Origin of the sequence: Bradyrhizobium jicamae, from assembly GCF_018130695.1 — a bacterium.
Taxonomy (GTDB): Bacteria; Pseudomonadota; Alphaproteobacteria; order Rhizobiales; family Xanthobacteraceae; genus Bradyrhizobium; species Bradyrhizobium jicamae_B.
The window spans coordinates 213,265-233,879 of the sequence record NZ_JAFCJX010000003.1; the positions used below are offsets into that span (position 1 = coordinate 213,265).

Consider the following 20,615-nt stretch of genomic DNA (forward strand, 5'->3'; position numbering starts at 1 on the left):
TCTTGCACATTCTGATTCTCGGTGCCGCCGGCATGGTCGGCCGCAAGCTGACGGAGCGCTTGCTGCGCGAGGGACGGCTGGGCAACCGCGACATCGGTCGCATGACGCTGCACGATGTGGTCGAGCCGGCCAGGCCGGCCGACGCCAAGATCCCCCTCAAGGTGATCGCCTCCGATTTCGCCGAGCCCGGCGCGGCGGCCACACTGATCGCCGAGCGGCCTGACGTGATCTTCCTGCTCGCCTCGATCGTTTCGGGCGAGGCGGAAGCCGATTTCGACAAGGGCTACCGGATCAACCTCGACGGCACGCGCTACATGATCGACGCGATCCGCACGGCCGGTGGCGGCTACAAGCCGCGGCTGGTGTTTACGTCCTCGATCGCGGTGTTCGGCGCGCCATTCCCCGAGAAGATCGGCGACGAGTTCTTCCACACGCCGCTGACCAGCTACGGCACCCAGAAGTCGATCTGCGAGCTGCTGATCAACGACTACACCCGCCGCGGCTTCTTCGACGGCATTTCGATCCGCCTGCCGACGATCTGCGTGCGGCCGGGCAAGCCGAACAAGGCGGCTTCCGGCTTCTTCTCCAATATCCTCCGCGAGCCGCTGGCGGGTGAGGAGGCGATCCTGCCGGTCTCCGAGGACGTCCGGCACTGGCATGCCTCGCCGCGCTCGGCGGTGGGCTTCCTGATCCACGCCGGCACCATGGACCTCAACACGATGGGAGCGCGCCGCAACGTCAGCATGCCCGGTCTCTCCGCCACTGTCGGCGAGCAGATCGCAGCGCTGGACCGCGTCGCCGGCAAGAACGTCGTTGCGCGCATCAAGCGTGTGCCCGATCCGACCATCATCGGCATCGTCGCCGGCTGGCCGCGTGATTTCGCGATGGAGCGCGCGCTCAAGCTCGGCTTCACCACGGCCGAGAAGACCTTTGACGACATCATCCGGATTCACATCGAGGACGAGCTCGGCGGCAAGTTCGCCGCCTGAGTTCCAGCTTCTTTTTTTGACGCGTTTTCTTCACGCGAACCGGTGTCCACTTCGCTTGAAAACGCTCTAATCCAGGACGCGGTGGTGATGATGACGCGGGTCGCCTGTATCGGCGAATGCATGATCGAGCTGCGCCAGGCCCAGGGGGGTGGGCAGGGCGGCAGCCTGTATTCGCGCGGCTGGGGCGGCGACACCCTCAACACCGCGCTCTACATGTCGAGGCTCGGCGCCGACGTCGACTACGTCACCGCGCTCGGTGACGACGCGCTGAGCGACGAGATGATCGCGGGCTGGGCGGCCGAGGGCATCGGTACCAAGCGCGTGGCGCGGCTGCCCGGCAAGCTGCCGGGCCTCTACATGATCCAGACCGACGACAAGGGCGAGCGGCGCTTCTTCCACTGGCGCGACAGTGCGGCAGCCCGCAGCATGATGGATCTGCCCGAGACCGACGACATCCTCAACTCGCTCGGCAGTTACGATCTCGTCTATCTCTCGGCGATCACGCTCTCGATCCTGACCGACGACGGCCGCGCTCGCCTGATCGCTGCGCTCAAGCGCGCGCGTTTGCTCGGCACGCGCTTTGCGTTCGACACCAATTTCCGCGCCCGCGGCTGGCCGGACCTCGCGGTTGCGCGCCGTGTCTTCAGCTCTGCGTTCGAAGCTGCTGACATCGTGCTGGCCTCGACCGAGGATCTGCTGCCGCTCTATCCCGATGAAAGCAACGAGACGCTGCTTGCCGGGATATCGACCCCCGAAGTGGTGCTCAAGCTTTCCGAGCCGACCTGCATTCTCCGTCATCTCGGCGGTTCGGCCGAGGTGAGGGCGGAGCCCCTGACCAAGCCCGTCGTCGACACCACCGCGGCCGGCGACAGTTTCGCCGCGGCCTATCTCGCAGCCCGCCTCGGCGGTGCGGAGCCGGAGGAGGCGGCGCGCGCCGGCCATCGTCTCGCCGGCGTCGTCGTGAGTTATCCCGGTGCGATCATTCCACGCTACGCCATGCCGCCCAAGAAGGCGGCGCGCTCTTCAACCTCCCGCAAGGCTTCTCAATAAGGCTTCCCAATGACGACGACATCGAAACAGGACCAGATGGCCGCGCTGATCCGGCAGGCGACCGTGATTCCGGTGCTGACCATCGAGAAGCTCGAGCATGCGGTGCCGCTGGCGAAGGCGCTGGTCGCCGGCGGGGTGAAAACGCTCGAGGTGACGCTGCGCACGGCGGTCGCGATCGATGCCGCGAAGGCGATCATGGCCGAGGTGCCCGACGCCATCGTCGGCATCGGCACCATCCTCAATGGCGACGATCTCGCCCGCGCCGAGGCGCTCGGCGTCAAGTTCGGCATCAGCCCGGGCGCGACGCCGGAGTTGCTGAAGGCTGCCGCCGCCAGCAAGCTGCCGTTCGCGCCGGGCATCGCCACGGCGTCTGAGCTGATGCAGGCGCTGGCGCACGGTCTTGACGTGGTCAAATTCTTCCCGGCCGAGCAGGCCGGCGGTATCAAGGCACTGCGGGCGCTGGCTGGGCCGTTCCCGAACGTCCGGGTCTGCCCGACCGGCGGCATCGGGGAAAACAACGCCGCGACCTGGCTTGCCGAGCCCAACGTGCTGGCGGTCGGCGGTTCCTGGCTGTGCCCGACGGCGGAGATCCGATCCGGCAATTGGGACGGCATAACAGCCATTTGCGCGCGCACGATGAAATCGCTGAAAGCCGCTTGAAGATGGGTTACATAACTCCCTGAAACAGGATCAGGGAGAAGATCATGACTGCCAGCATCGTCGGTTGGGCGCATACGCCGTTTGGCAAATTCGACGCGGAGACGGTTGAGAGCCTGGTGGTGAAGGTCGCCACCGAGGCGCTGGCGGACGCCGGCATTTCCGCCGCCGACGTCGACGAGATCATGCTCGGCCATTTCAACGCCGGCTTCTCGCAGCAGGATTTCACCGCCTCGCTGGTGCTGCAGGCCGATCCGGCGCTGCGCTTCAAACCGGCGACCCGCGTCGAGAACGCCTGCGCCACGGGATCTGCCGCCGTGCATCAGGGCATCCGCGCCATCGAGGTCGGCGCTGCCAAGTTCGTGCTCGTCGTCGGCGTCGAGCAGATGACGCGCACGCCGGGCCCGGAGATCGGCAAGAACCTCTTGAAAGCATCTTATCTGCCCGAGGACGGCGACACCGTCGGCGGCTTCGCCGGCGTGTTCGGCAAGATCGCGCAGGCCTATTTCCAGAAATACGGCGACCAGTCCGATGCGCTGGCGATGATCGCCGCCAAGAACCACAAGAACGGCGTTGCCAATCCCTTTGCCCAGATGCGCAAGGACTTCGGCTTCGAGTTCTGCCGCGCCGAGAGCGAGAAGAACCCGTTCGTCGCCGGTCCCTTGAAGCGCACCGACTGCTCGCTGGTGTCCGATGGTGCCGCAGCACTCGTGCTGACCGATGCCGAGACCGCCAAGTCCATGGGCAAGGCGGTCAATGTCCGCGCCACCGCGCATGCGCAGGATTTCCTGCCGATGTCGAAGCGCGATATCCTGCAGTTCGAAGGCTGCACCACCGCGTGGCAGAAGGCGCTGCAGAAGGGCGGCCTGCAGCTCTCTGATCTCTCCTTTGTCGAGACCCACGACTGCTTCACCGTCGCCGAGCTGATCGAATATGAAGCGATGGGCCTGACGCCGAAGGGACAGGGCGCGCGCGCGATCATGGAAGGCTGGACCCAGAAGGACGGCAAGCTGCCGGTCAATCCGTCCGGCGGCCTGAAGGCCAAGGGCCACCCGATCGGCGCCACCGGCGTCTCCATGCATGTGATGACCGCGATGCAGCTCGCCGGCCAGGCGCCCGAGGGCATGCAGCTGAAGAGCGCGCAGATCGGCGGCATCTTCAACATGGGCGGCGCCGCAGTCGCCAACTACGTGTCGATCCTGGAGCCTGCGAAGTAGGCGCGAGGCGCGACGACCGACGCGGTGCTAGGGTGGGCAAAGGCGCGAAGCGCCGTGCCCACCTTTCTCGGCGTGCTCGCGATGGTGGGCACGTCGCTTCGCTCCTTTGCCTACCCTACGGGATTTGCGCGCGCCGCAGCGTCACGCATACGCCCATACGCCGGGCGCCGCTTGATCTCGGCAAAATCCTCCCGTTACTTGGTTTCAAGTAAGTAACATATCCGGGAGCGAACAGGACGATGGGACCACTTGAGGGCATCAAGGTCGTCGACATGACGACCGTGCTGATGGGACCCTATGCCACCCAGATGCTCGGCGACTACGGCGCCGACGTCATCAAGGTGGAGTCGCTCGACGGCGACGTGACGCGGCAGATCGGCCCGACGCGGCACCCTGGCATGGGGCCTGTGTTCCTCAACACCAACCGCAGCAAGCGCTCGATCTGTCTCGATCTGAAGAAGCCGGCCGGCCGCGAGGCCGTGCTGCGGCTGATCGCGAATGCCGATGTGCTGGTCTACAATGTCCGCCCGCAGGCGATGGCGCGGCTGCAACTCGGCTATGACGTGGTCTCGAAGATCAATCCGCGGCTGATCTATGCCGGGGTGTTCGGCTTCGGCCAGGAGGGGCCCTATGCCGCAAAACCCGCCTATGACGATCTGATCCAGGGTGCCACCGCGCTGCCGGCGCTGATGGCGCAGACGAGTGACGGCGTGCCGCGCTATGTGCCGAACGCACTGGTCGATCGCATCGTCGGCCTCACCGCTGTCGGCGCGATCTGCGCCAGCCTCGTGCATCGCGACAGGACCGGGCAGGGCCAGCGCGTCGACATCCCCATGTTCGAGACCATGGCGGGCTTCGTGATGGGCGACCACATGGGCGGCCTCACCTACGATCCGCCGCTCGACAAGGGCGGCTACGCCCGCCATCTCTCGCCGGACCGGCGGCCCTACAAGACCTCGGACGGCTACATCTGCGTGATCGTCTACAACGACAAGCAGTGGGCGAACTTCTTCGACGCGACCGGCCGCGACGATCTCCGCAGCCATCCGAAGTTTGCGACATTCGCCGGCCGCGCCAATAATATCGATACCGTCTATGCCGAGCTTGCGCGCATCCTGCAGACCAAGAGCACGGCGGAATGGAGCGCGATCCTGGAGAAGGCCGACGTGCCGGTCATGCCGATGCATGATCTCGAAAGCCTGCTGGAAGATCCGCATATCGTCGCGACCGATGTGTTTCCCGTCACCGATCATCCGACCGAGGGCCGCATCCGCAACATGAAGGTGTCGGCGCGCTGGTCGGAGACCAAGGCCGAACCTCAGCGGCTGGCACCGCGCCTCGGCGAGCACAGCGAGCCGATCCTGCTTGAGGCCGGCTACTCGCCCGACGAAATTGCCGAGATGCTGCGCGACGGCGTCACCAAAACGCCTACCTGAGGATATGCCGATGGATTTCGCACTCTCCGCCAACCAGGAATCGATCCGCGATGCCATCGCCAAGATTTGCTCGCGCTTCGACGACGCCTACTGGCTGAAGAAGGACAAGGAGGGCGGTTTCCCTTCCGACTTCCACCGCGCGCTGGCCGATGCCGGCTGGCTCGGCATCTGCATCCCCGAGGAATATGGCGGCTCCGGCCTCGGGATCACCGACGCTGCGATCATGATGCGCACGATCGCGGAATCCGGTGCCGGCATGTCCGGCGCGTCGGCCGTGCATATGAACGTGTTCGGGCTCAACCCCGTCGCCGTGTTCGGCACCAAGGAACAGTGCCGGCGCATGCTGCCGCCGATCATCGACGGCCGTGACAAATCCTGCTTTGCCGTGACCGAGCCCAACACCGGCCTCAACACCACGCAGCTCAAGACCCGCGCGGTGCGGCAGGGCGACAAATACATCGTCAACGGCCAGAAGGTGTGGATCTCGACCGCCCAAGTCGCCAACAAGATCCTGCTGCTGGCGCGCACCACGCCGCTGGAGGAGGTGCGCAGCCCGACCCACGGCTTAAGCCTGTTCTACACCGACTTCGACCGCAAGCGCGTCACCGTGCACGAGATCGAGAAGATGGGCCGCAAGCCGGTCGACTCCAACGAGCTGTTCTTCGAGAATTTCGAGATTCCGGTCGAGGACCGCATCGGCGAGGAAGGCCGCGGCTTCGAATACATCCTGCACGGCATGAACCCCGAGCGCATCCTGATTGCGGCCGAAGCCGTCGGTCTCGGCCAGGTCGCGCTGAAGCGGGCGTCCGAATACGCCAAAGGCCGCATCGTGTTCAACCGTCCGATCGGCATGAACCAGGCGATCCAGCATCCCTTGGCGAAGAGCTGGATGGAGCTCGAGGCTGCCTGGCTGATGGTGCTGCGTGCGGGGTGGCAATACGACCAGAACCTGCCATGCGGGCCTGCCGCCAACGCCGCAAAATATCTCGCGGCCGAAGCCGGCTTCCATGCCTGCGAGCAGGCGGTGATGACCCATGGCGGTTTCGGCTATGCCAAGGAATATCATGTGGAGCGCTACCTGCGGGAATCGCTGATCCCGCGTATCGCGCCGATCAGCCCGCAGCTGATCCTCAGCTTCATCGGCGAGAAGGTGCTCGGCCTTCCGAAGTCGTACTGAGGAAACGCGATGAGCTTCGTCACCGGCGTCGGCCTCACATCGTACGGAAAGCACGGAGGCTCGTCCTCGCTCGACCTGATGAGCAGGGCGGCCGAGCTTGCGATCGCGGATGCCGGGCTGAAGCGAAGCGAGATCGACGGCGTGCTCTGCGGCTATTCCACCGTCTCGCCGCATATCATGCTGGCCACTGTCTTCGCCGAACACTTTGGCATTCGTCCGTCCTATGCGCACGCCGTGCAGGTCGGCGGTGCCACGGGGCTCGCGATGACCATGCTGGCGCATCATCTGGTCGACGCCGGCATCGCAAAGCATGTGCTCATTGTCGGCGGCGAGAACCGCCTGACCGGGCAGAGCCGCGATGCCTCGATCCAGGCGCTGGCGCAGGTCGGCCATCCCGACTACGAGGTGACGCTGGGGCCGACCATTCCCGCCTATTACGGCCTGGTCGCAAGCCGCTACATGCATGAATACGGTGTCACCCAGGAAGACCTCGCCGAATTCGCCGTGCTGATGCGCAAGCACGCGCTGAGCCATCCGGGTGCCCAATTCCACGAGCCGATCACCGTGGCCGATGTCATGGCGTCGAAGCCGGTGGCGATGCCGCTCAAATTGCTCGACTGCTGCCCGGTGTCCGACGGTGGCGCCGCGTTCGTGATCAGCCGGGAGGCGACCAGCGAGCGCCGCGTCCGTGTACGTGGCTGCGCGCAGGCGCATACGCATCAGCATGTCACGGCAGCCCCGGCGCTCAGCGACCTCGGCGCGGAGATCTCCATCGCCAAGGCGAAGCAGGCATCAGGCCTTTCGATTTCGGACGTCTGCTACGCCGCTGTCTACGACAGCTTTACCATCACGCTGGCGATGCTGCTGGAAGACCTCGGCCTCGCCAAACGCGGCGAGGCGGCCGCGCGCGTGCGGGCCGGCTACTTCAATCAAGACGGCGAGATGCCGCTCAACACCCATGGCGGGCTGCTCAGCTACGGCCATTGCGGCGTCGGCGGCGCGATGGCGCATCTGGTCGAGACGCATCTGCAGATGACGGGGCGCGCGGAAAACCGTCAGGTCCGCGACGCCTCGATCGCGCTGCTGCATGGCGACGGCGGCGTGCTGTCGTCGCATGTCAGCATGTTCCTGGAGCGCGTGTGATGACCGAAGAGATTGCCGACTGGACCAAGGGCGCTGAAGCCATCGTTTATCAAGGCTGCAAGACCTGCGGCGCGCGGCAATATTTCCGGCGCAGCTTTTGCGCGGCCTGCGGTTCGACGGAGCTCACCGAGAATCGCGCCAGCGGGGCAGGGAAGGTCTACGCGACATCGCTGGTCTGCCGCGCCGCCACACCGGAGACGCGCGCGCATGTGCCGTACAACATCGTGCTGGTCGACACCGCCGAGGGATTTCGGATGATGGCCCATGGCGACAATGACCTCGCCATCGGCGACGAGGTCAACGCGCGCTTCACGCAGTTCGCGGGACGGCTGGTTCCCTATTTCGCAAAAGCGAAGTGAGGGGCCTGACGAGAGTCCGGTACGCTGAACCTGCCCCCCGGACTTTTCGCTTCGGCCCCTCAAGCTGCGGAGTTCTCTTGTTTGAGCATGATCTTGTCGGAAAAACCGCTACACACTTTTCCAGATCATGCTTTAGTGCCAGTAGAAGATGACGCTGGCGATGACGAGCATTGCCGTCACCGCCAGCATTTGCGCAAGCGCCTCCGAGGCCGCCCTCTTGGTGGCTTCCTTCATGCGTTCTCCCTAGACCTCGGGCGTGACTCATCGCTGCGCGAACCGCGCGCAAGACGGCCAGATTTTGTACTCGGAACACCCCGCGTCGAGTATTCGCTTTGATGAGTCCCCACTCGGCGAATATCGACGCTGTCAGTCTGTACATCATTGCGGCGGCAATTTGACTCGGCCGTGTTGCTCCCGCGACGGGGCGGGACTAGTGTCGGTGGAACCCCCGAGAAGCGATCAAGGTGAGGCAATGGCCCGTATCGAATATTCCGATCCCGCGAAGGCGAACCCGCGCACACGCGAGATCCTCGACAAGAACCGCAACGCCAACATCTTCCGCATGATGGCGCATTCGCCGAGCTATTTTGAGCAGTACTGTCGGCTCGGCGGCGCGATCCGCCACAAGGGCGAGCTCGATCCCGTCGTGCGCGAACTTGCGATCACCCGCACCGGCATTCTCTGCGAAGCGCCCTACGAAATCGTCGCGCACAAGCGCATCGGCAAGAATGTCGGCGTCACCGACGAGCAGAACGAGGCGCTGGAGAACTGGCAGGCCGCCTCCTGCTTCAACGAAGTGCAGCGCGCCGCGCTCGCCTTCACCGACGAGATCGTCAAGCTGCACAAGCCGACGGATGCGACCTTCAAGGCGATCGCCGCAAAGCTGACGCCGGCCGCGCTGATCGAGCTGCAGCTCTCAGTCGGCTTCTACATCATGACGTCGAAGTTTCTCGAGACGTTCGAGATCGATCTGCAGCCGGTGACGGAAGTGGTCAGTTAAGCCTTGTTGACGCGGGTCTCTTCGCCTCTCCCCGCCTGCGGGGAGAGGCCGGATCGCATGCAATGCGATCCGGGTGAGGGGGAGCTTCCGCGAGTCCGACTTGCAGTCTTTATGCGGAAACAGCCCCTCACCCTGACCCTCTCCCCGTGAAGAACGGGGAGAGGGGAATGAGAGAGTCGGGGCTCAGCTCGACGTCAGCAGATCCACCTTCGCATTGGCGATGATCAGCCGCTCGGCAAGCAGTTGCGCGAGGTTGCGCATGATGCGCTCGCCGGCGCGCGGGTGTTGTGTTCGAAACCGCTCGAAATCGGCGATCGGCACCTCGAATGCCGTGGCCGACATATCCGCCAGCACATCAGCCGTCCGCTTCGGCTCCAACAGCGCCATCTCGCCGAATGCCATGCCGGCGGTCAGCGTCGCGAGCCGGATGCCGTCGGGCAGCGTCACATGCACGACGCCGCTGCGCAGGAAGAACAGCGATGTCGCATCGTCGCCGGCCGCGATGATCTTCTCGTTCGGTTCGTACGTCCTGATCGTGCCGAGCGGGGTGAGATCGGCCAGCTCCTGCTCGGTCAGTCCTGCCAGCAGCGGCTGTTCGGCAAGCTCGGTGGTTTCATGGAAATCGATCGAGCCGCCGTAGCGGTAGACGATCTGGTCCTCGGCCCATTCGATGGCGGCGTCGAGCAGATAGAAATCCCTGATGTTGCCGAGCCGCGCTGTCCATTCGGCGATCGTGGTCCATTCGCGCGAGCCGCGCTTGATGCCGGCGAGCACGACGGTGACGCCGAGATGCGCCAGTTCCTGGAACGCCTCGGCCACCAGGCGGGCGCCGGCGCGCGTCGTCGCGGTGACGCGTCGCAGGTCGAAGATCACGAATTGCGGGCGCGGCCCGCCGCCGAGACGCCGCGAGATGTAGTCGACATTGGACAGCGACAGCGTGCCGACCAGCTCGATGACGCGGACCTCCTGAAAGTGTTTGGCCAGAACCTCCTGCTCCTGCGGACGCCGGACTCTTCGCGACGGATTCTTGCCGATATTGTAGTCAGCGATGATGCTGTGCCGCGCGTCATCGCTGCGGTTCAGCATGTGCAGATCGTAATGTGACGACAACTTCTCGCAGACCTTGATGCCGCGGACGCTGTTGCCGTGCTTGTCGAGCCTGGGCGAATAGCTGCCCAGTCCGAGCCGGGCGGGCAGGGCCGCGAGAATGCCGCCGCCGACGCCGCTCTTGGCGGGAATCCCGATCCGGTAGATCCATTCGCCGGCATAATCGTACATGCCCGACGAGGTCATCACCGACAGCGTGCGGGCAATGGCGTAGGGCGTCATCACCTGTTCTTCGGTCAGCGGATTGATGCCGCGGTTGGCTAGCGTCGCGGCCATTACGGCGATGTCGCGCGCGGCGACGAGGATGGCGCATTGCCGGAAATAGACGTCGAGCACCGCCGGCACGTTCTCGGTGATCACGCCATTGGTGCGCAGCAGATAGGCGATCGCGCGGTTGCGGTCGCCGGTCGCGCTCTCGGACGCATAGACCGCCTCATCGACGTCAAGTTCGCGGCCGGCGAAGCGGCCGAGCGCCTGGCGGATGTACTCGAATGCGCCGTCGCCCTTGGCGGCGTGGATCAGGCCGGAGCAGGTGATCGCGCCGGCATTGACCATCGCGTTGAAGGGATGGTTTTCGGCGTTGAGCCGGATCGAGTTGAAGGGATCGCCCGACGGCTCGACGCCGATCGCGCCTTCCACCCGCTCTGCACCCAGCGTGTCCAGCGCCAGCGCGAACACGAAGGGCTTTGACATCGACTGGATGGTGAACGGCACCTTGGTGTCGCCGACCTCGTAGACGTGGCCGTCGAGGGTCGCAAGGCTGATGCCGAAATGGCCAGGATCGGCCTTGCCGAGCTCCGGGATGTAGTTGGCGACGGCGCCGGCGTTCTCAGCGGCGTAGTCCGCGTGGCATTCGCAAAGAAACCGCAGCAGCGGCGGTTTGGATTGCGCCCAATCAATGGTCAGGGCGGTGACGGGAGGCGGCGACTGTTTCATCGTTGCCTGTTGTGCAACGCATTCAGGGCGTGCGCAACTGGTTCGGAACCAGGGATTGCCGGCGGATCATGAACAGCGCGACAAGGACGGTCGGCGCGAGGATCGCGAGCCCCATCGAGGTCACCTGCAGTTGCGACAGCGGGTTGATCCCGCCGCCGGGCGTGGCGACCACAAAGCCGCCGATCACCAGCAGCACCCGCAGCGGCCATTCCAGCGGCCCGGTGCCGCGGAGATCGCCGACGAAGGCCTGATAGCCTTGGATGCCGCCGCAGATGAACAGCGTGCCAAAGGCGGCGAGCGCGAGTAGCCCAAGGCCGGCGAGATAGGGGCTCGGGCCCTGCAGCACCAGCGCGGGGTTCAGCACGAAGAAGAACGGGATGAAATAGATGATGCTGCCGACCCACATCGATTCCCAGCCCGTCTTCATCGCTGGCGACCCGGCAATGCCGGCCGCGGCAAACGAGGCGATCGCGACCGGAGGCGTGATCGACGACAGCATGCCCCAGTAGAAGATGAACATGTGCACGGCCATGCGGTTCAGCCCGAGCTTCTCCAGCGCCGGCGCGACCAGGATGGCGAGGAAGATGTAGCAGGCAGTCGTGGTCAGGCCGAGGCCGAGGATCAGGCTGGTGAAGGCGCACATCGCAAGCAGCAGGAGCGCATTGTCGCCGGCGAGCGTCAGCAGGTCGTTGGCAAGGCTCGACACCACGCCGGTCATCGAGAACGCGCCGATCAAGAGGCCGCAACCGGCGAGGATGCCGACCAGCTCGACGAAGGTGCGGCCATTGACCTCGAGGAACTTGCCGATGGTCGCAAGCGTCCAGCGCGTATCCCTGGAGAACAACTGGTTCAGCACCAGCAGCAGCGCGGTCGCATAGAACGGCGCGTGGCTCTCGCGCTTGAAGTAGAGCAGCATCACGATCAACAGCGCGATGACGAAAACGTAGTACCAGCCGGCCTTGATCGTATCCATCACCCGCGGCAGCTCGGCGCGCGGGATGCCCTTCAACCCGTGGCGCGCGGCGTAGGAATCGACTTGCATGAACAGGCCGATATAGTAGAGCGCAGCCGGGATGATCGCGGCGACCGCGACCTCGGCATAGCTGACATTGAGGAACTGCGCGATCACGAACGCGGTCGCGCCCATCACCGGCGGCGCCAGCACCGCGCCGGTCGAGGCGCAGGCCTCGATCGCGCCGGCGTAGGAGGCGCGGAAACCGCTCTTCTTCATGACGGGAATGGTCATGGTGCCGGCGGTCAGCACGTTGGAAATGATCGAGCCCGACATCATGCCGAGCAGGCCGCTCGCAAAGATGCACACCTTGGCCGCGCCGCCGCGGAAGGTGCCGCACATCGCAAACGCGAGGTTGATGAAGAACTTTCCGGCGCCGGTCATCATCAGCGCGGTGCCGAACACGAGGAAGCCGATCACGGTGTCGGCAAAGGCCTGGATCGGGATGCCGAGCAGGCTTTCGCCCGACAGCACGTGGTAGGCGGTGGCCTGGTCGAGCGTGACCTGCGAGCCGCGGAATGGCCCGAGCCATTTGGCTTCGGCGAACAGCGGATAGACGGTGAAGGGGAGCACGCTGAGCAAGAGGCTCCAGCCGCCGGTGCGGCGCAGCGCCTCCATCAGCATCACCCACATCACGAGGCCGGCGATGATGACGTTCTGCGGCGCACCGTCGGACTCCCAACCGAACTGCGCCGCTTTGCGCACATTCAGCATCAGCCAGATCGATGCCGCGAACGTCGCCACGGCCAGTACGAGGTCGTACCAGGGGATGCGATTGAGCGGCGCGGACTCCGTTCCCGGAAAGATCAGGAACGTGAACGGCAGCATCAGCGCGATCAGCAGGTAGAAATACTCGGTGTTGAGCTGGGTGTAGTCGATGAAGAAGCGCAGCGAGAATTGCTGGTTGATGCAGAGCAGGATCGTCGCGGCGGTGGCGACGACCAGGGCCCAGCGCCAGCCGCCCCGCAGCGTGCGGACCCGCGTGACCTCGGCTTCCTGCATGTTGCCGATGCCGGCATGCGGGTCATCGAATTCAATGCGCTTCGCAGGCGCGGCCGCCGCGTTATCGGACATCACGCTTCCCCCGAACGCTCTTTGTTTCGCGGCAGATTAGCAGGTTCTACTCGAAGCCATCAGGCATATTGGCTTTCGCAAGCGCTGCCGCGCGTGCTTTCATCCAACCGTCGAGGAACGCCTTGTCGTCCGACGGCGGGCTGGATTTGCCGTAGTCGCTCCAGGCCGCCGCGAGCACTTCCTGCCGCTTGTAAAGCGCGTTGTTGTACGTCTCCTGCTCAGACGTCCATTGCCCGGCCTCCTTCAACGCCTTCACGGCGCCCGGATGCACCGGCACCACCCAGTTCTTGGTCTGCCGGTCGGCGGCGAGGCCGCCGGCGCCGGGCGCGGAATCCTTGTAGGCGTCGTAATTGACGATCATCGCCTTTGTGATCGCGTAGACCTGGTCGGCGGGCTGCGAGGCGTAGGCGACGAAGATCGGGTAGGGATAGTTGCCGAGCTCGATCGGCTTCTCCGGCGAGATGCCGGCGCCGCAGGTCGCCGTTTGCGGGAAGAAGAACGAGCCGACCTTCTTCATGCGCGCCCAGCCTTCGGTATCCTTGGCGGGCAGCGGCGGCCAGACCAGGCCGCGCGGCGAGGTCTCGGCTTCCTTGGCCGGGCCGGTGATGGTGGTACCGAAGGCGGCATCGGTGTCGTTGTTGATCAGGCCCTTCCACATCGCGCCGTAGCTCGCGAACTCGACGATCTTGACGTCGCTTTGCTTGAGGCCGGCGAAGGCGAGCACCGCGAGCGAGTTCTGGTTCAGTGCGGGCGAGCCGACCACGAAGCCGACGCGCTTGCCTTTCAGATCCTTCAACTCCTTCACGCCGGCATCCGCGGCGACGCCGAGCGAGCCACAATTGCAGTCGACGGAGGAGAGCAGCAGCTGCAGCGCCTGGGGGCCCCATTCTTTGGCGCCGAACTCGAACACGCCTTCCTGCGCGAAGTAGGTGCCGGAGCCCATCGCCGACGACACCGCGCGTTTCGCACGAAGCGGCGCAAGGCGCGCCACGTCATTGCCGGCTGGCAGGACGCGGACGTCGGTGCCGTATTTGTCCTTCATCATCTTGCCGACGCCGACCGCGATATTGAAGCCGGCGGTGCCGGTGTCATAGGCGGTGACCGCCATGGTCGGCGGGAGCTTGATGTCCTCGGCGAGGGCGGGCAGGGCCGCGAAGATGGACAAGCCGGCGAGCGCGGCTGGCGCAAGTGCCATCAGCCGATGGATCATGGTTCCCCTCCGTTTTGTTTCGCTGTGCGAAACTTTTGTTGCCTGGAATGATTGCATCGTGAAAACACGATGGCAACGCTACCTCCGACGCATGCCCTGAATTTGGGCTGCTGCGTCACCGGACAGATTGTCGCGGATGAAAAGTATGACTGTTTGAATCAGGTCTCGACGATCGCAACCGGCTGTCCTTCGGCGATGACATCGTCAACACTGACCAGAATCGACTTGATTTTGCCTGCTGCGGTGGAAGTCACCGGTATTTCCATCTTCATCGCCTCGACGAAAGCAACCTCATCGCCATCGCCGACATGGCTGCCGGCTTCGACAGGAAGCGCGCAGACGCGCCCGGCGACTTCACTGACGACTTTAATTTCAGGCATTTCGCGCTCCGCAATGCCGCCCTGCAGAAATTTCGTCTCGCGAACGGCTTTTTGTTGTGGCGGCAGATTGCCTGAGGTAGCTTGATCTGCAAGTGGAATTATATTCCGCAGAACGAAATTGGGAGCAACGCAATATGGGACGCCGCTCGGAACGGCTTAGCCGTCAGGGAATGCTCGCCAGCGATATCTCTGGCGATGGCGATGTCATCCAGGTGGTGTCGCGGGCCTTCGATGTGCTCAGGTGTTTCGAGGGGCATGAGGCGCGGCTTGGCAATCTGGAGATTTCCAATCGCTGCGGCCTGCCGCGCTCGACGGTGTCGCGCTTGACGCACACGCTGACGCGGATGGGGCAGCTGGTCTATCTGCCGCGCGATCAGAAATATCGCATCGGGCCGAGCGCGGTGGCGATGGGCACCACGATGATGAAGGGCCTGCAACTGCGCAATCTGATCCGGCTGCGTCTGCAGGACGTCGCCGAGCAACTGCCGGGTACCGTCGGCTTCGTGATCCCCGATCGCTTCCAAATGGTCTATCTTGAGTATGGCCGCGCCGCGAACGCGCTCGGGCTGCACGAGACGACCGGCAGCCGCATCTCGATGGCGACCACGGCGGCGGGGCACGCCTACACCGCGGCGCTCGATCCCGTGCTCGGCGACCAACTGATCGCGGAGATGGAGCGTGAGATGCCGGACGGCGCCAAGATCCTGAAGCCGCGCATCGAAACCAACCGCCAGCATCTGCGCGAGCATGGCTACGTCACCGCCTGTGGCCTGTGGAGCCCGCACATCAACGGCGTCGCGGTACCGATGTGGTCGCCGCAGTACCAGACCTATGTCGTCACCACGATCGGCCTGCTGTCGGCGATGTATGACGAGGCGCGGCTGCACAGGGAAGTCGCACCGATCATGGTCGAGCTCGGTGCTGCCGTGGGCGGCCTGCTCGAAGGCGCCGACGGCGACATCTTCACCAACAGGATCGAGCGAAAGTCGCTGTCGGTCGCGGCTCATAACAACAACAAGATCGTCACGGAGGTCATGAATGAACTGGAAGCCGGAGCTCGACGACCTCGCCCGGCGCGAAGCCTTCGCGCGGGAGATGGGCGGCGTTGACAAGGTCAAGCGCCAGCGTGACCAGGGCCGGCTGACTGTTCGTGAACGGATCGACAAGCTCGTCGACGGGGCGAGCTTCCACGAGATCGGTGCCATCTCCGGCATCGCCGAATATGACGACAACAACGAGCTGAAACATCTGACGCCGGCGAACTGCGTGTTCGGCCGCGCCAAGGTGGACGGCCGCACCGTGGTCGTGGTCGGCGACGACTTCACCGTGCGCGGCGGCTCGGCCGACGCCTCGATCTCGGCCAAGCCGCTGATGGCCGAAGAGATGGCGCACGATTTCCGTCTGCCGATCATCCGCGTGATCGAAGGCTCCGGCGGTGGCGGCTCCGTGAAGACCATCGAGACCCGCGGCGCGGCCAATCTGCCCGGCGGTGTCGGGGGTACGCGCTGGTACTGGTACACGACGGCGAATCTCGCGCGCGTGCCCGTCGTTGGACTGGGCCTCGGTTCGGTCGCAGGCCTCGGTGCCGCGCGGCTGGCGGCGACGCATTACTCGGTGATGACCAAGGCGTCTGCGATGTTCGTTGCGGGTCCGCCGGTGGTGAAGCGGCTCGGTCAGGATCTCACGAAGCAGGAGCTCGGCGGCGCTGATATCCAGACGCGCGCCGGCGCGATTGATCAGGCTGTGGAGACGGAGGAGGAGGCGTTCGAGTGTACGAAGCGCTTCCTGTCGTATCTGCCGTCCTCCGTGTACGATCTGCCGCCGACCATTCCCTGCACCGACGATCCCGAGCGCGCCGAGGAGTCGCTCTTGAAGGCGGTGCCGCGCAATCGCCGGCAGGTCTACAAGATGCGCCCGATCATCGAGGCCGTCGTCGACAAGGGCTCGTTCTTCGAGGTCGCCGCCAATTTCGGCCGGCCGATCATCACGGGCCTGGCGCGGATCGAGGGCAGGGCGGTGCTGCTGCTCGCGAGCGACCCCTTCCATTACGGCGGCTCGTGGACCGCGGATGCCTGCCAGAAGGTCGTGCGCTGGGTCGACTTCGCCGAGACCTTCCATCTGCCGGTGGTCTATCTGATGGATTGCCCGGGCTTCATGATCGGTCTGGAAGCCGAGAAGTCGGCGACCATCCGTCATGGCGTGCGGGCGATGGCGGCCGTCAACCAGAGCACGGTGCCGTGGTGCACGATCATCATCCGCAACGCGTTCGGTGTTGCCGGCGTGGTGCATCAGCCCGCCAACCGCTTCTCGATGCGCTATGCCTGGCCGTCGGCCTATTGGGGCTCGCTGCCGCTCGAAGGCGGCATCGAGGCGGCCTATCGCGCCGACATCGATGCGGCGGATGATCCGGCGGCGAAGCTGAAGGAGATCGAGGACCGCCTCAACAAGCTGCGCTCGCCGTTCCGCTCGGCTGAGAAATTCTGGGTCGAGGAAGTGATCGATCCGCGCAAGACGCGCTCGCTGCTCTGCGAGTTCGCGCGGCTGGCGGAGCCGATCCGCACGCCGGGGCCGCCGGGCAACATGTCGACGCGGCCGTGAGCGGCGAATAGCGGGTAGAACATTCCCTATTCGCCATTCGCTACTCACCATTCGCTCTCTTCATGCCGCAGCCGGCTTCGCCTGCACCGCCGGCTTCGGCCTCGATATTGCCAGCACGATCAGCGAGGCGACCACGCAGAGCGCGCCGGCGATGAAGAAGGCGGGCAGGTAGCTCGCATAGAGCGTGCGCGACAGGCCGCCGCCGAACGCCGCCATGCCGGCGCCGAGCTGGTGGCCGGCGAAGATCCAGCCGAACACCAGATTGGCGCGTTCGGCGCCGAAGCGTTGCGCGGTGAGGCGCACGGTCGGCGGCACGGTTGCGATCCAGTCGAGGCCGTAGAACATCGCAAACAGCGACAGACCGTAGAACGAGAAGTCGGAGAACGGCAGCGCCACCAGCGACAGCCCGCGCAGGCCGTAATACCAGAACAGCAGCCAGCGATTGTCGTAGCGGTCCGACAGCCAGCCCGAGATGATGGTGCCGAAGAAATCGAAGATGCCCATCGCGGCGAGCAGGCTGGCGGCCTGAACCTGCGGGATGCCGAAATCGAGGCACATCGGGATCAGGTGCACCTGGACCAGGCCGTTGGTCGAGGCGCCGCAGATGAAGAAGGTCGCGAACAGGATCCAGAACACGGATGATTTCGAGGAGTCGCGCAGCGTGCCGAGCGCGACCGCCGTGATCGGTGCATTCGCCGGCGGCGGCGCGGGCAGGGGCGCGGTGCCGTCATCGCCAAGCGGACGCAGGCCGAGATCGCTCGGGCGGTCGCGCATCACCATCAGCACGGCAAAGGCGGCGACGCCGAGCATGATGCAGACGAACGCCAGCGCGAGGCGCCAGCCGTAGCGTTCGGTCAATGTCGCGAGCAGCGGCAGGAAGGCCAGCTGTCCGGTCGCGACGCTCGCGGTGAGGATGCCGACCACGAGGCCGCGCCGCGCCACGAACCAGCGCGCGGCAACGGTGGCACCCAGCACCAGCGCGGTCATGCCGGTGCCGATCCCGATCACGACGCCCCAGAGCAGCATCAGCTGCCAGACCTGGGTCATGAGCAGCGACGCCACCAGGCCGGAGATGACGACCAGCTGCGCGATCAGCGTCATGTTGCGCAGGCCGTAACGATTGAGCAGCGCGGCGGCGAACGGGGCCATCAGCCCGAACAGGATGAAGCGGATCGACAGCGCCGAGGAAATCTCCGCGGTCGACCAGCCGAACTCCTTCTGCAGGGGAACGATGAAGACGCCGGGCGCGCCGACGGTGCCCGCCGAGATCAGCGCGGCGAAGAAGGTGACGCCGACCATCACCCAGCCGTAGTGGATGTTGCGGCGGGCGAGGGTGGAAGCAAGCCAGTTCGAGATCATTTTGCCCCGGATCAGTAGCAGTAAGGGATTTGTTCTTAATGCCTGATATAGCACGAGGGAGCTACGTCTGAAATGACATAGTTCCCTCGTTTTCCGACTCGCAAGAAGGTCAGTGCGTCAGCCGCTCCACCGCGATCGCGGTGGCTTCGCCGCCGCCGATGCAGAGTGCCGCGACGCCGCGCTTCAAATTCTGCGCCTCCAGCGCGTGCAGCAAGGTCACGATCAGCCGCGCGCCGGTGGCGCCGATGGGATGGCCGAGCGCGCAGGCGCCGCCGTTGACGTTCAGCTTGTCCCTGGGGATGCCGAGGTCGCGCTGCGCGGCCATCGCGACCACCGCAAAGGCCTCGTTGATCTCCAACAGGTCGACATCGCCGGCGCTCCAGCCGACCTTGTCGAGCAGCTTTCGGATCGCCGGGATCGGCGCGGTCGTGAACCATTGCGGCTCCTGGCTGTGGGTCGCATGGCCCTTGATCTCGGCCAGCACGGGCAGCCCGTCACGATCGGCCAGCGATCGCCTGGCGAGGATCAGCGCCGCGGCGCCGTCGGCATTGGCGGAGGAGGCGGCCGGCGTGATCGTGCCGTTGGCGCGGAAGGCCGCCTTCAGCCCGGGGATCTTTGCCGGATCGACCTTCAGCGGATGCTCGTCATTGGCGATGATGCGTGGGCCGGCTTTCTCGGCCAAAGTGATCGGCGCAATCTCGGCCTTGAAGGCGCCGCTCTCGACGGCCTTGCGGGCGCGGGTCAGCGTTTCCATCGCATAGGCGTCCTGGTCCTTGCGGGTGAACTGATAGGCTTCCGCCGTGGCCTCGCCGAAATCGCCCATCGAGCGTCCGGTTTCGTAGGCGTCCTCCAGCCCGTCCATCATCATGTGATCGATGATGCGATCATGCCCTGCGCGATAGCCGCCGCGCGCCTTCTGCAGGAGATACGGCGCGTTGCTCATGCTCTCCATGCCGCCGGACAGCACGATCTCCGCCGAGCCGGCCTTGATGATGTCGTGCGCCAGCATCGTCGCCTTCATGCCGGAGCCGCAGACCTTGTTGACGGTGGTCGCGCCGGTCGCATCCGGCAGTTTGGCCCCGCGCGCGGCCTGCCGGGCCGGCGCCTGGCCCTGACCGGCCGGCAGCACATTGCCCATGAAGACCTCGTCGATCTTCTCCGGTGCAAGCTTTGCGCGTTTCAGCGCCGCACCGATCACATGCGAGCCAAGCTTGTGCGCGGCCAGCGGCGACAACTCGCCCATGAAGCGGCCGAGCGGCGTGCGGGCGGCGGAAAGGATGACGACGGGATCGGATGTGGCGGCCATGCGGAGCTCCCTTGGGTCGGAGATTCTTTGAATTATCATCATCATATGATGCGGTGCAAAAAATGCAACCGAGCCCGGCATGACAATTTGTCGTGTTCGGATGACGGATTTCGAATTCGAGAGGTAAACAGTCCAACGGTGTCATCACCCGCGGATGCGGGTGATCCAGTATTCCAGAGACGGCTGTGATGAGCCGACGGGCCGCGGCGTACTGGATCCCCGCTTTCGCGGGGATGACACCAACGTACGTGTCCGCATTCTCGCGACATGATTTGCCCGAGTGATCCATCTCGTTCCGCCCTCTCTCTAATTCGAGGGCGCAGGGAAGACCGGGTGCACGCCGCACCCGCGGTCTCATGCGCAATGTGCACAAAAAAAGTGCGCGCACGAGCATACAGGTTCGGCGGAGGCATCCGGCCTTCCCTGCGCGATGGCTTTACGGCTTATACGTGCTCGCCCTGGTGAGACTCTGCGTTTGTGCCACCATCATCCGCGATCGGCTTTGGACCTCTCGCTAACTTGCCACCAGCATCGGGGCGGCAGGCCCACACGACTTCACCGTCCGCCTTGCGCGCACACGCCTGTTGCACGCCCAGCGGCCACCG

At 64.9% G+C, this 20,615-nt stretch carries 17 protein-coding genes; 11 read left to right on the forward strand and 6 right to left on the reverse strand.

Annotated features, from left to right (window positions below):
* Nucleotides 1–2 precede the first annotated feature (2 nt).
* The 9 genes from denD to JQ604_RS06255 all read left to right on the forward strand — a co-directional run bounded on the left by denD (nt 3) and on the right by JQ604_RS06255 (nt 9,028).
* Nucleotides 3–989, forward strand: coding sequence for a D-erythronate dehydrogenase (gene denD / locus JQ604_RS06215; RefSeq protein WP_212354371.1), 987 nt, complete (start codon nt 3–5; stop codon nt 987–989).
* Nucleotides 990–1,079: 90 nt separating this feature from the next.
* A complete protein-coding gene (locus tag JQ604_RS06220; protein ID WP_212354672.1) occupies nt 1,080–2,039 on the forward strand; it encodes a sugar kinase in 960 nt (319 codons plus the stop codon).
* A 9-nt stretch (nt 2,040–2,048) separates the two neighbouring features.
* On the forward strand, nt 2,049–2,699 hold the full coding sequence (gene eda, locus JQ604_RS06225) for a bifunctional 4-hydroxy-2-oxoglutarate aldolase/2-dehydro-3-deoxy-phosphogluconate aldolase (protein WP_212354373.1): 651 nt from the start codon (nt 2,049–2,051) through the stop codon (nt 2,697–2,699).
* A gap of 44 nt (nt 2,700–2,743) precedes the next feature.
* On the forward strand, nt 2,744–3,913 hold the full coding sequence (locus JQ604_RS06230; protein WP_212354375.1) for an acetyl-CoA acetyltransferase: 1,170 nt from the start codon (nt 2,744–2,746) through the stop codon (nt 3,911–3,913).
* Between the two features lie 239 nt (nt 3,914–4,152).
* Nucleotides 4,153–5,349 (forward strand): CaiB/BaiF CoA transferase family protein, encoded by a 1,197-nt coding sequence (locus JQ604_RS06235; protein ID WP_212354384.1) that lies wholly within the window; start codon nt 4,153–4,155, stop codon nt 5,347–5,349.
* A 10-nt stretch (nt 5,350–5,359) separates the two neighbouring features.
* Nucleotides 5,360–6,526: an acyl-CoA dehydrogenase family protein gene (locus JQ604_RS06240; RefSeq protein WP_212354386.1), complete on the forward strand. Its 1,167-nt coding sequence runs from the start codon at nt 5,360–5,362 to the stop codon at nt 6,524–6,526.
* A gap of 9 nt (nt 6,527–6,535) precedes the next feature.
* On the forward strand, nt 6,536–7,669 hold the full coding sequence (locus tag JQ604_RS06245; protein ID WP_212354388.1) for a thiolase family protein: 1,134 nt from the start codon (nt 6,536–6,538) through the stop codon (nt 7,667–7,669).
* Entirely contained in the window at nt 7,669–8,028 is a 360-nt protein-coding gene (locus JQ604_RS06250; RefSeq protein WP_212354390.1) for a Zn-ribbon domain-containing OB-fold protein, read from the forward strand. Before JQ604_RS06245 ends, JQ604_RS06250 begins: the two co-directional genes overlap by 1 nt.
* Nucleotides 8,029–8,500: 472 nt before the next feature.
* Nucleotides 8,501–9,028, forward strand: a complete 528-nt coding sequence (locus tag JQ604_RS06255; protein WP_212354392.1) for a carboxymuconolactone decarboxylase family protein — start codon at nt 8,501–8,503, stop codon at nt 9,026–9,028.
* A gap of 183 nt (nt 9,029–9,211) precedes the next feature.
* Here JQ604_RS06255 and glsA read toward each other — a convergent pair whose 3' ends face one another.
* The 4 genes from glsA to JQ604_RS06275 form a co-directional block, all read right to left on the reverse strand.
* Complete coding sequence (gene glsA, locus JQ604_RS06260; protein ID WP_212354394.1) at nt 9,212–11,071, reverse strand: glutaminase A; 1,860 nt, start codon at nt 11,069–11,071, stop codon at nt 9,212–9,214.
* Nucleotides 11,072–11,093: 22 nt separating this feature from the next.
* The gene (locus JQ604_RS06265; RefSeq protein WP_212354396.1) at nt 11,094–13,157 is read right to left on the reverse strand and encodes a TRAP transporter permease; all 2,064 of its coding nucleotides are present in this window, start codon (nt 13,155–13,157) and stop codon (nt 11,094–11,096) included.
* A 46-nt stretch (nt 13,158–13,203) separates the two neighbouring features.
* Entirely contained in the window at nt 13,204–14,367 is a 1,164-nt protein-coding gene (locus tag JQ604_RS06270; protein ID WP_212354398.1) for a TAXI family TRAP transporter solute-binding subunit, read from the reverse strand.
* 158 nt (nt 14,368–14,525) lie between these two features.
* Entirely contained in the window at nt 14,526–14,747 is a 222-nt protein-coding gene (locus tag JQ604_RS06275; protein WP_212354400.1) for an acetyl-CoA carboxylase biotin carboxyl carrier protein subunit, read from the reverse strand.
* Between the two features lie 134 nt (nt 14,748–14,881).
* Here JQ604_RS06275 and JQ604_RS06280 point away from each other — a divergent pair, with 134 nt between their 5' ends.
* Nucleotides 14,882–15,856, forward strand: a complete 975-nt coding sequence (locus tag JQ604_RS06280; protein WP_212354402.1) for an IclR family transcriptional regulator — start codon at nt 14,882–14,884, stop codon at nt 15,854–15,856.
* Entirely contained in the window at nt 15,786–17,345 is a 1,560-nt protein-coding gene (locus JQ604_RS06285; protein ID WP_212354404.1) for an acyl-CoA carboxylase subunit beta, read from the forward strand. Before JQ604_RS06280 ends, JQ604_RS06285 begins: the two co-directional genes overlap by 71 nt.
* 60 nt (nt 17,346–17,405) lie before the next feature.
* On the opposite strand, the gene JQ604_RS06290 is transcribed toward JQ604_RS06285, so the two are convergent.
* Nucleotides 17,406–18,704 carry an MFS transporter gene (locus tag JQ604_RS06290; RefSeq protein WP_212354406.1) on the reverse strand — a complete coding sequence of 433 codons (1,299 nt, stop codon included), beginning with the start codon at nt 18,702–18,704 and terminating at the stop codon, nt 17,406–17,408.
* A gap of 109 nt (nt 18,705–18,813) precedes the next feature.
* Nucleotides 18,814–20,010 carry an acetyl-CoA C-acyltransferase gene (locus JQ604_RS06295; RefSeq protein WP_212354408.1) on the reverse strand — a complete coding sequence of 399 codons (1,197 nt, stop codon included), beginning with the start codon at nt 20,008–20,010 and terminating at the stop codon, nt 18,814–18,816.
* Between the last annotated feature and the right edge of the window lie 605 nt (nt 20,011–20,615).

Coding starts and splice junctions, on each gene's coding strand:
- JQ604_RS06255 (WP_212354392.1), top strand. CDS start 8,501: ATGGCCCGTATCGAATATTCCGATCCCGCGAAGGCGAACCCGCGCACA.
- JQ604_RS06295 (WP_212354408.1), bottom strand. CDS start 20,010: ATGGCCGCCACATCCGATCCCGTCGTCATCCTTTCCGCCGCCCGCACG.
- JQ604_RS06270 (WP_212354398.1), bottom strand. CDS start 14,367: ATGATCCATCGGCTGATGGCACTTGCGCCAGCCGCGCTCGCCGGCTTG.
- JQ604_RS06230 (WP_212354375.1), top strand. CDS start 2,744: ATGACTGCCAGCATCGTCGGTTGGGCGCATACGCCGTTTGGCAAATTC.
- JQ604_RS06240 (WP_212354386.1), top strand. CDS start 5,360: ATGGATTTCGCACTCTCCGCCAACCAGGAATCGATCCGCGATGCCATC.
- JQ604_RS06265 (WP_212354396.1), bottom strand. CDS start 13,157: ATGTCCGATAACGCGGCGGCCGCGCCTGCGAAGCGCATTGAATTCGAT.
- glsA (WP_212354394.1), bottom strand. CDS start 11,071: ATGAAACAGTCGCCGCCTCCCGTCACCGCCCTGACCATTGATTGGGCG.
- JQ604_RS06275 (WP_212354400.1), bottom strand. CDS start 14,747: ATGCCTGAAATTAAAGTCGTCAGTGAAGTCGCCGGGCGCGTCTGCGCG.
- JQ604_RS06245 (WP_212354388.1), top strand. CDS start 6,536: ATGAGCTTCGTCACCGGCGTCGGCCTCACATCGTACGGAAAGCACGGA.
- JQ604_RS06235 (WP_212354384.1), top strand. CDS start 4,153: ATGGGACCACTTGAGGGCATCAAGGTCGTCGACATGACGACCGTGCTG.
- JQ604_RS06285 (WP_212354404.1), top strand. CDS start 15,786: ATGAACTGGAAGCCGGAGCTCGACGACCTCGCCCGGCGCGAAGCCTTC.
- JQ604_RS06250 (WP_212354390.1), top strand. CDS start 7,669: ATGACCGAAGAGATTGCCGACTGGACCAAGGGCGCTGAAGCCATCGTT.
- JQ604_RS06290 (WP_212354406.1), bottom strand. CDS start 18,704: ATGATCTCGAACTGGCTTGCTTCCACCCTCGCCCGCCGCAACATCCAC.
- eda (WP_212354373.1), top strand. CDS start 2,049: ATGACGACGACATCGAAACAGGACCAGATGGCCGCGCTGATCCGGCAG.
- JQ604_RS06280 (WP_212354402.1), top strand. CDS start 14,882: ATGGGACGCCGCTCGGAACGGCTTAGCCGTCAGGGAATGCTCGCCAGC.
- JQ604_RS06220 (WP_212354672.1), top strand. CDS start 1,080: ATGACGCGGGTCGCCTGTATCGGCGAATGCATGATCGAGCTGCGCCAG.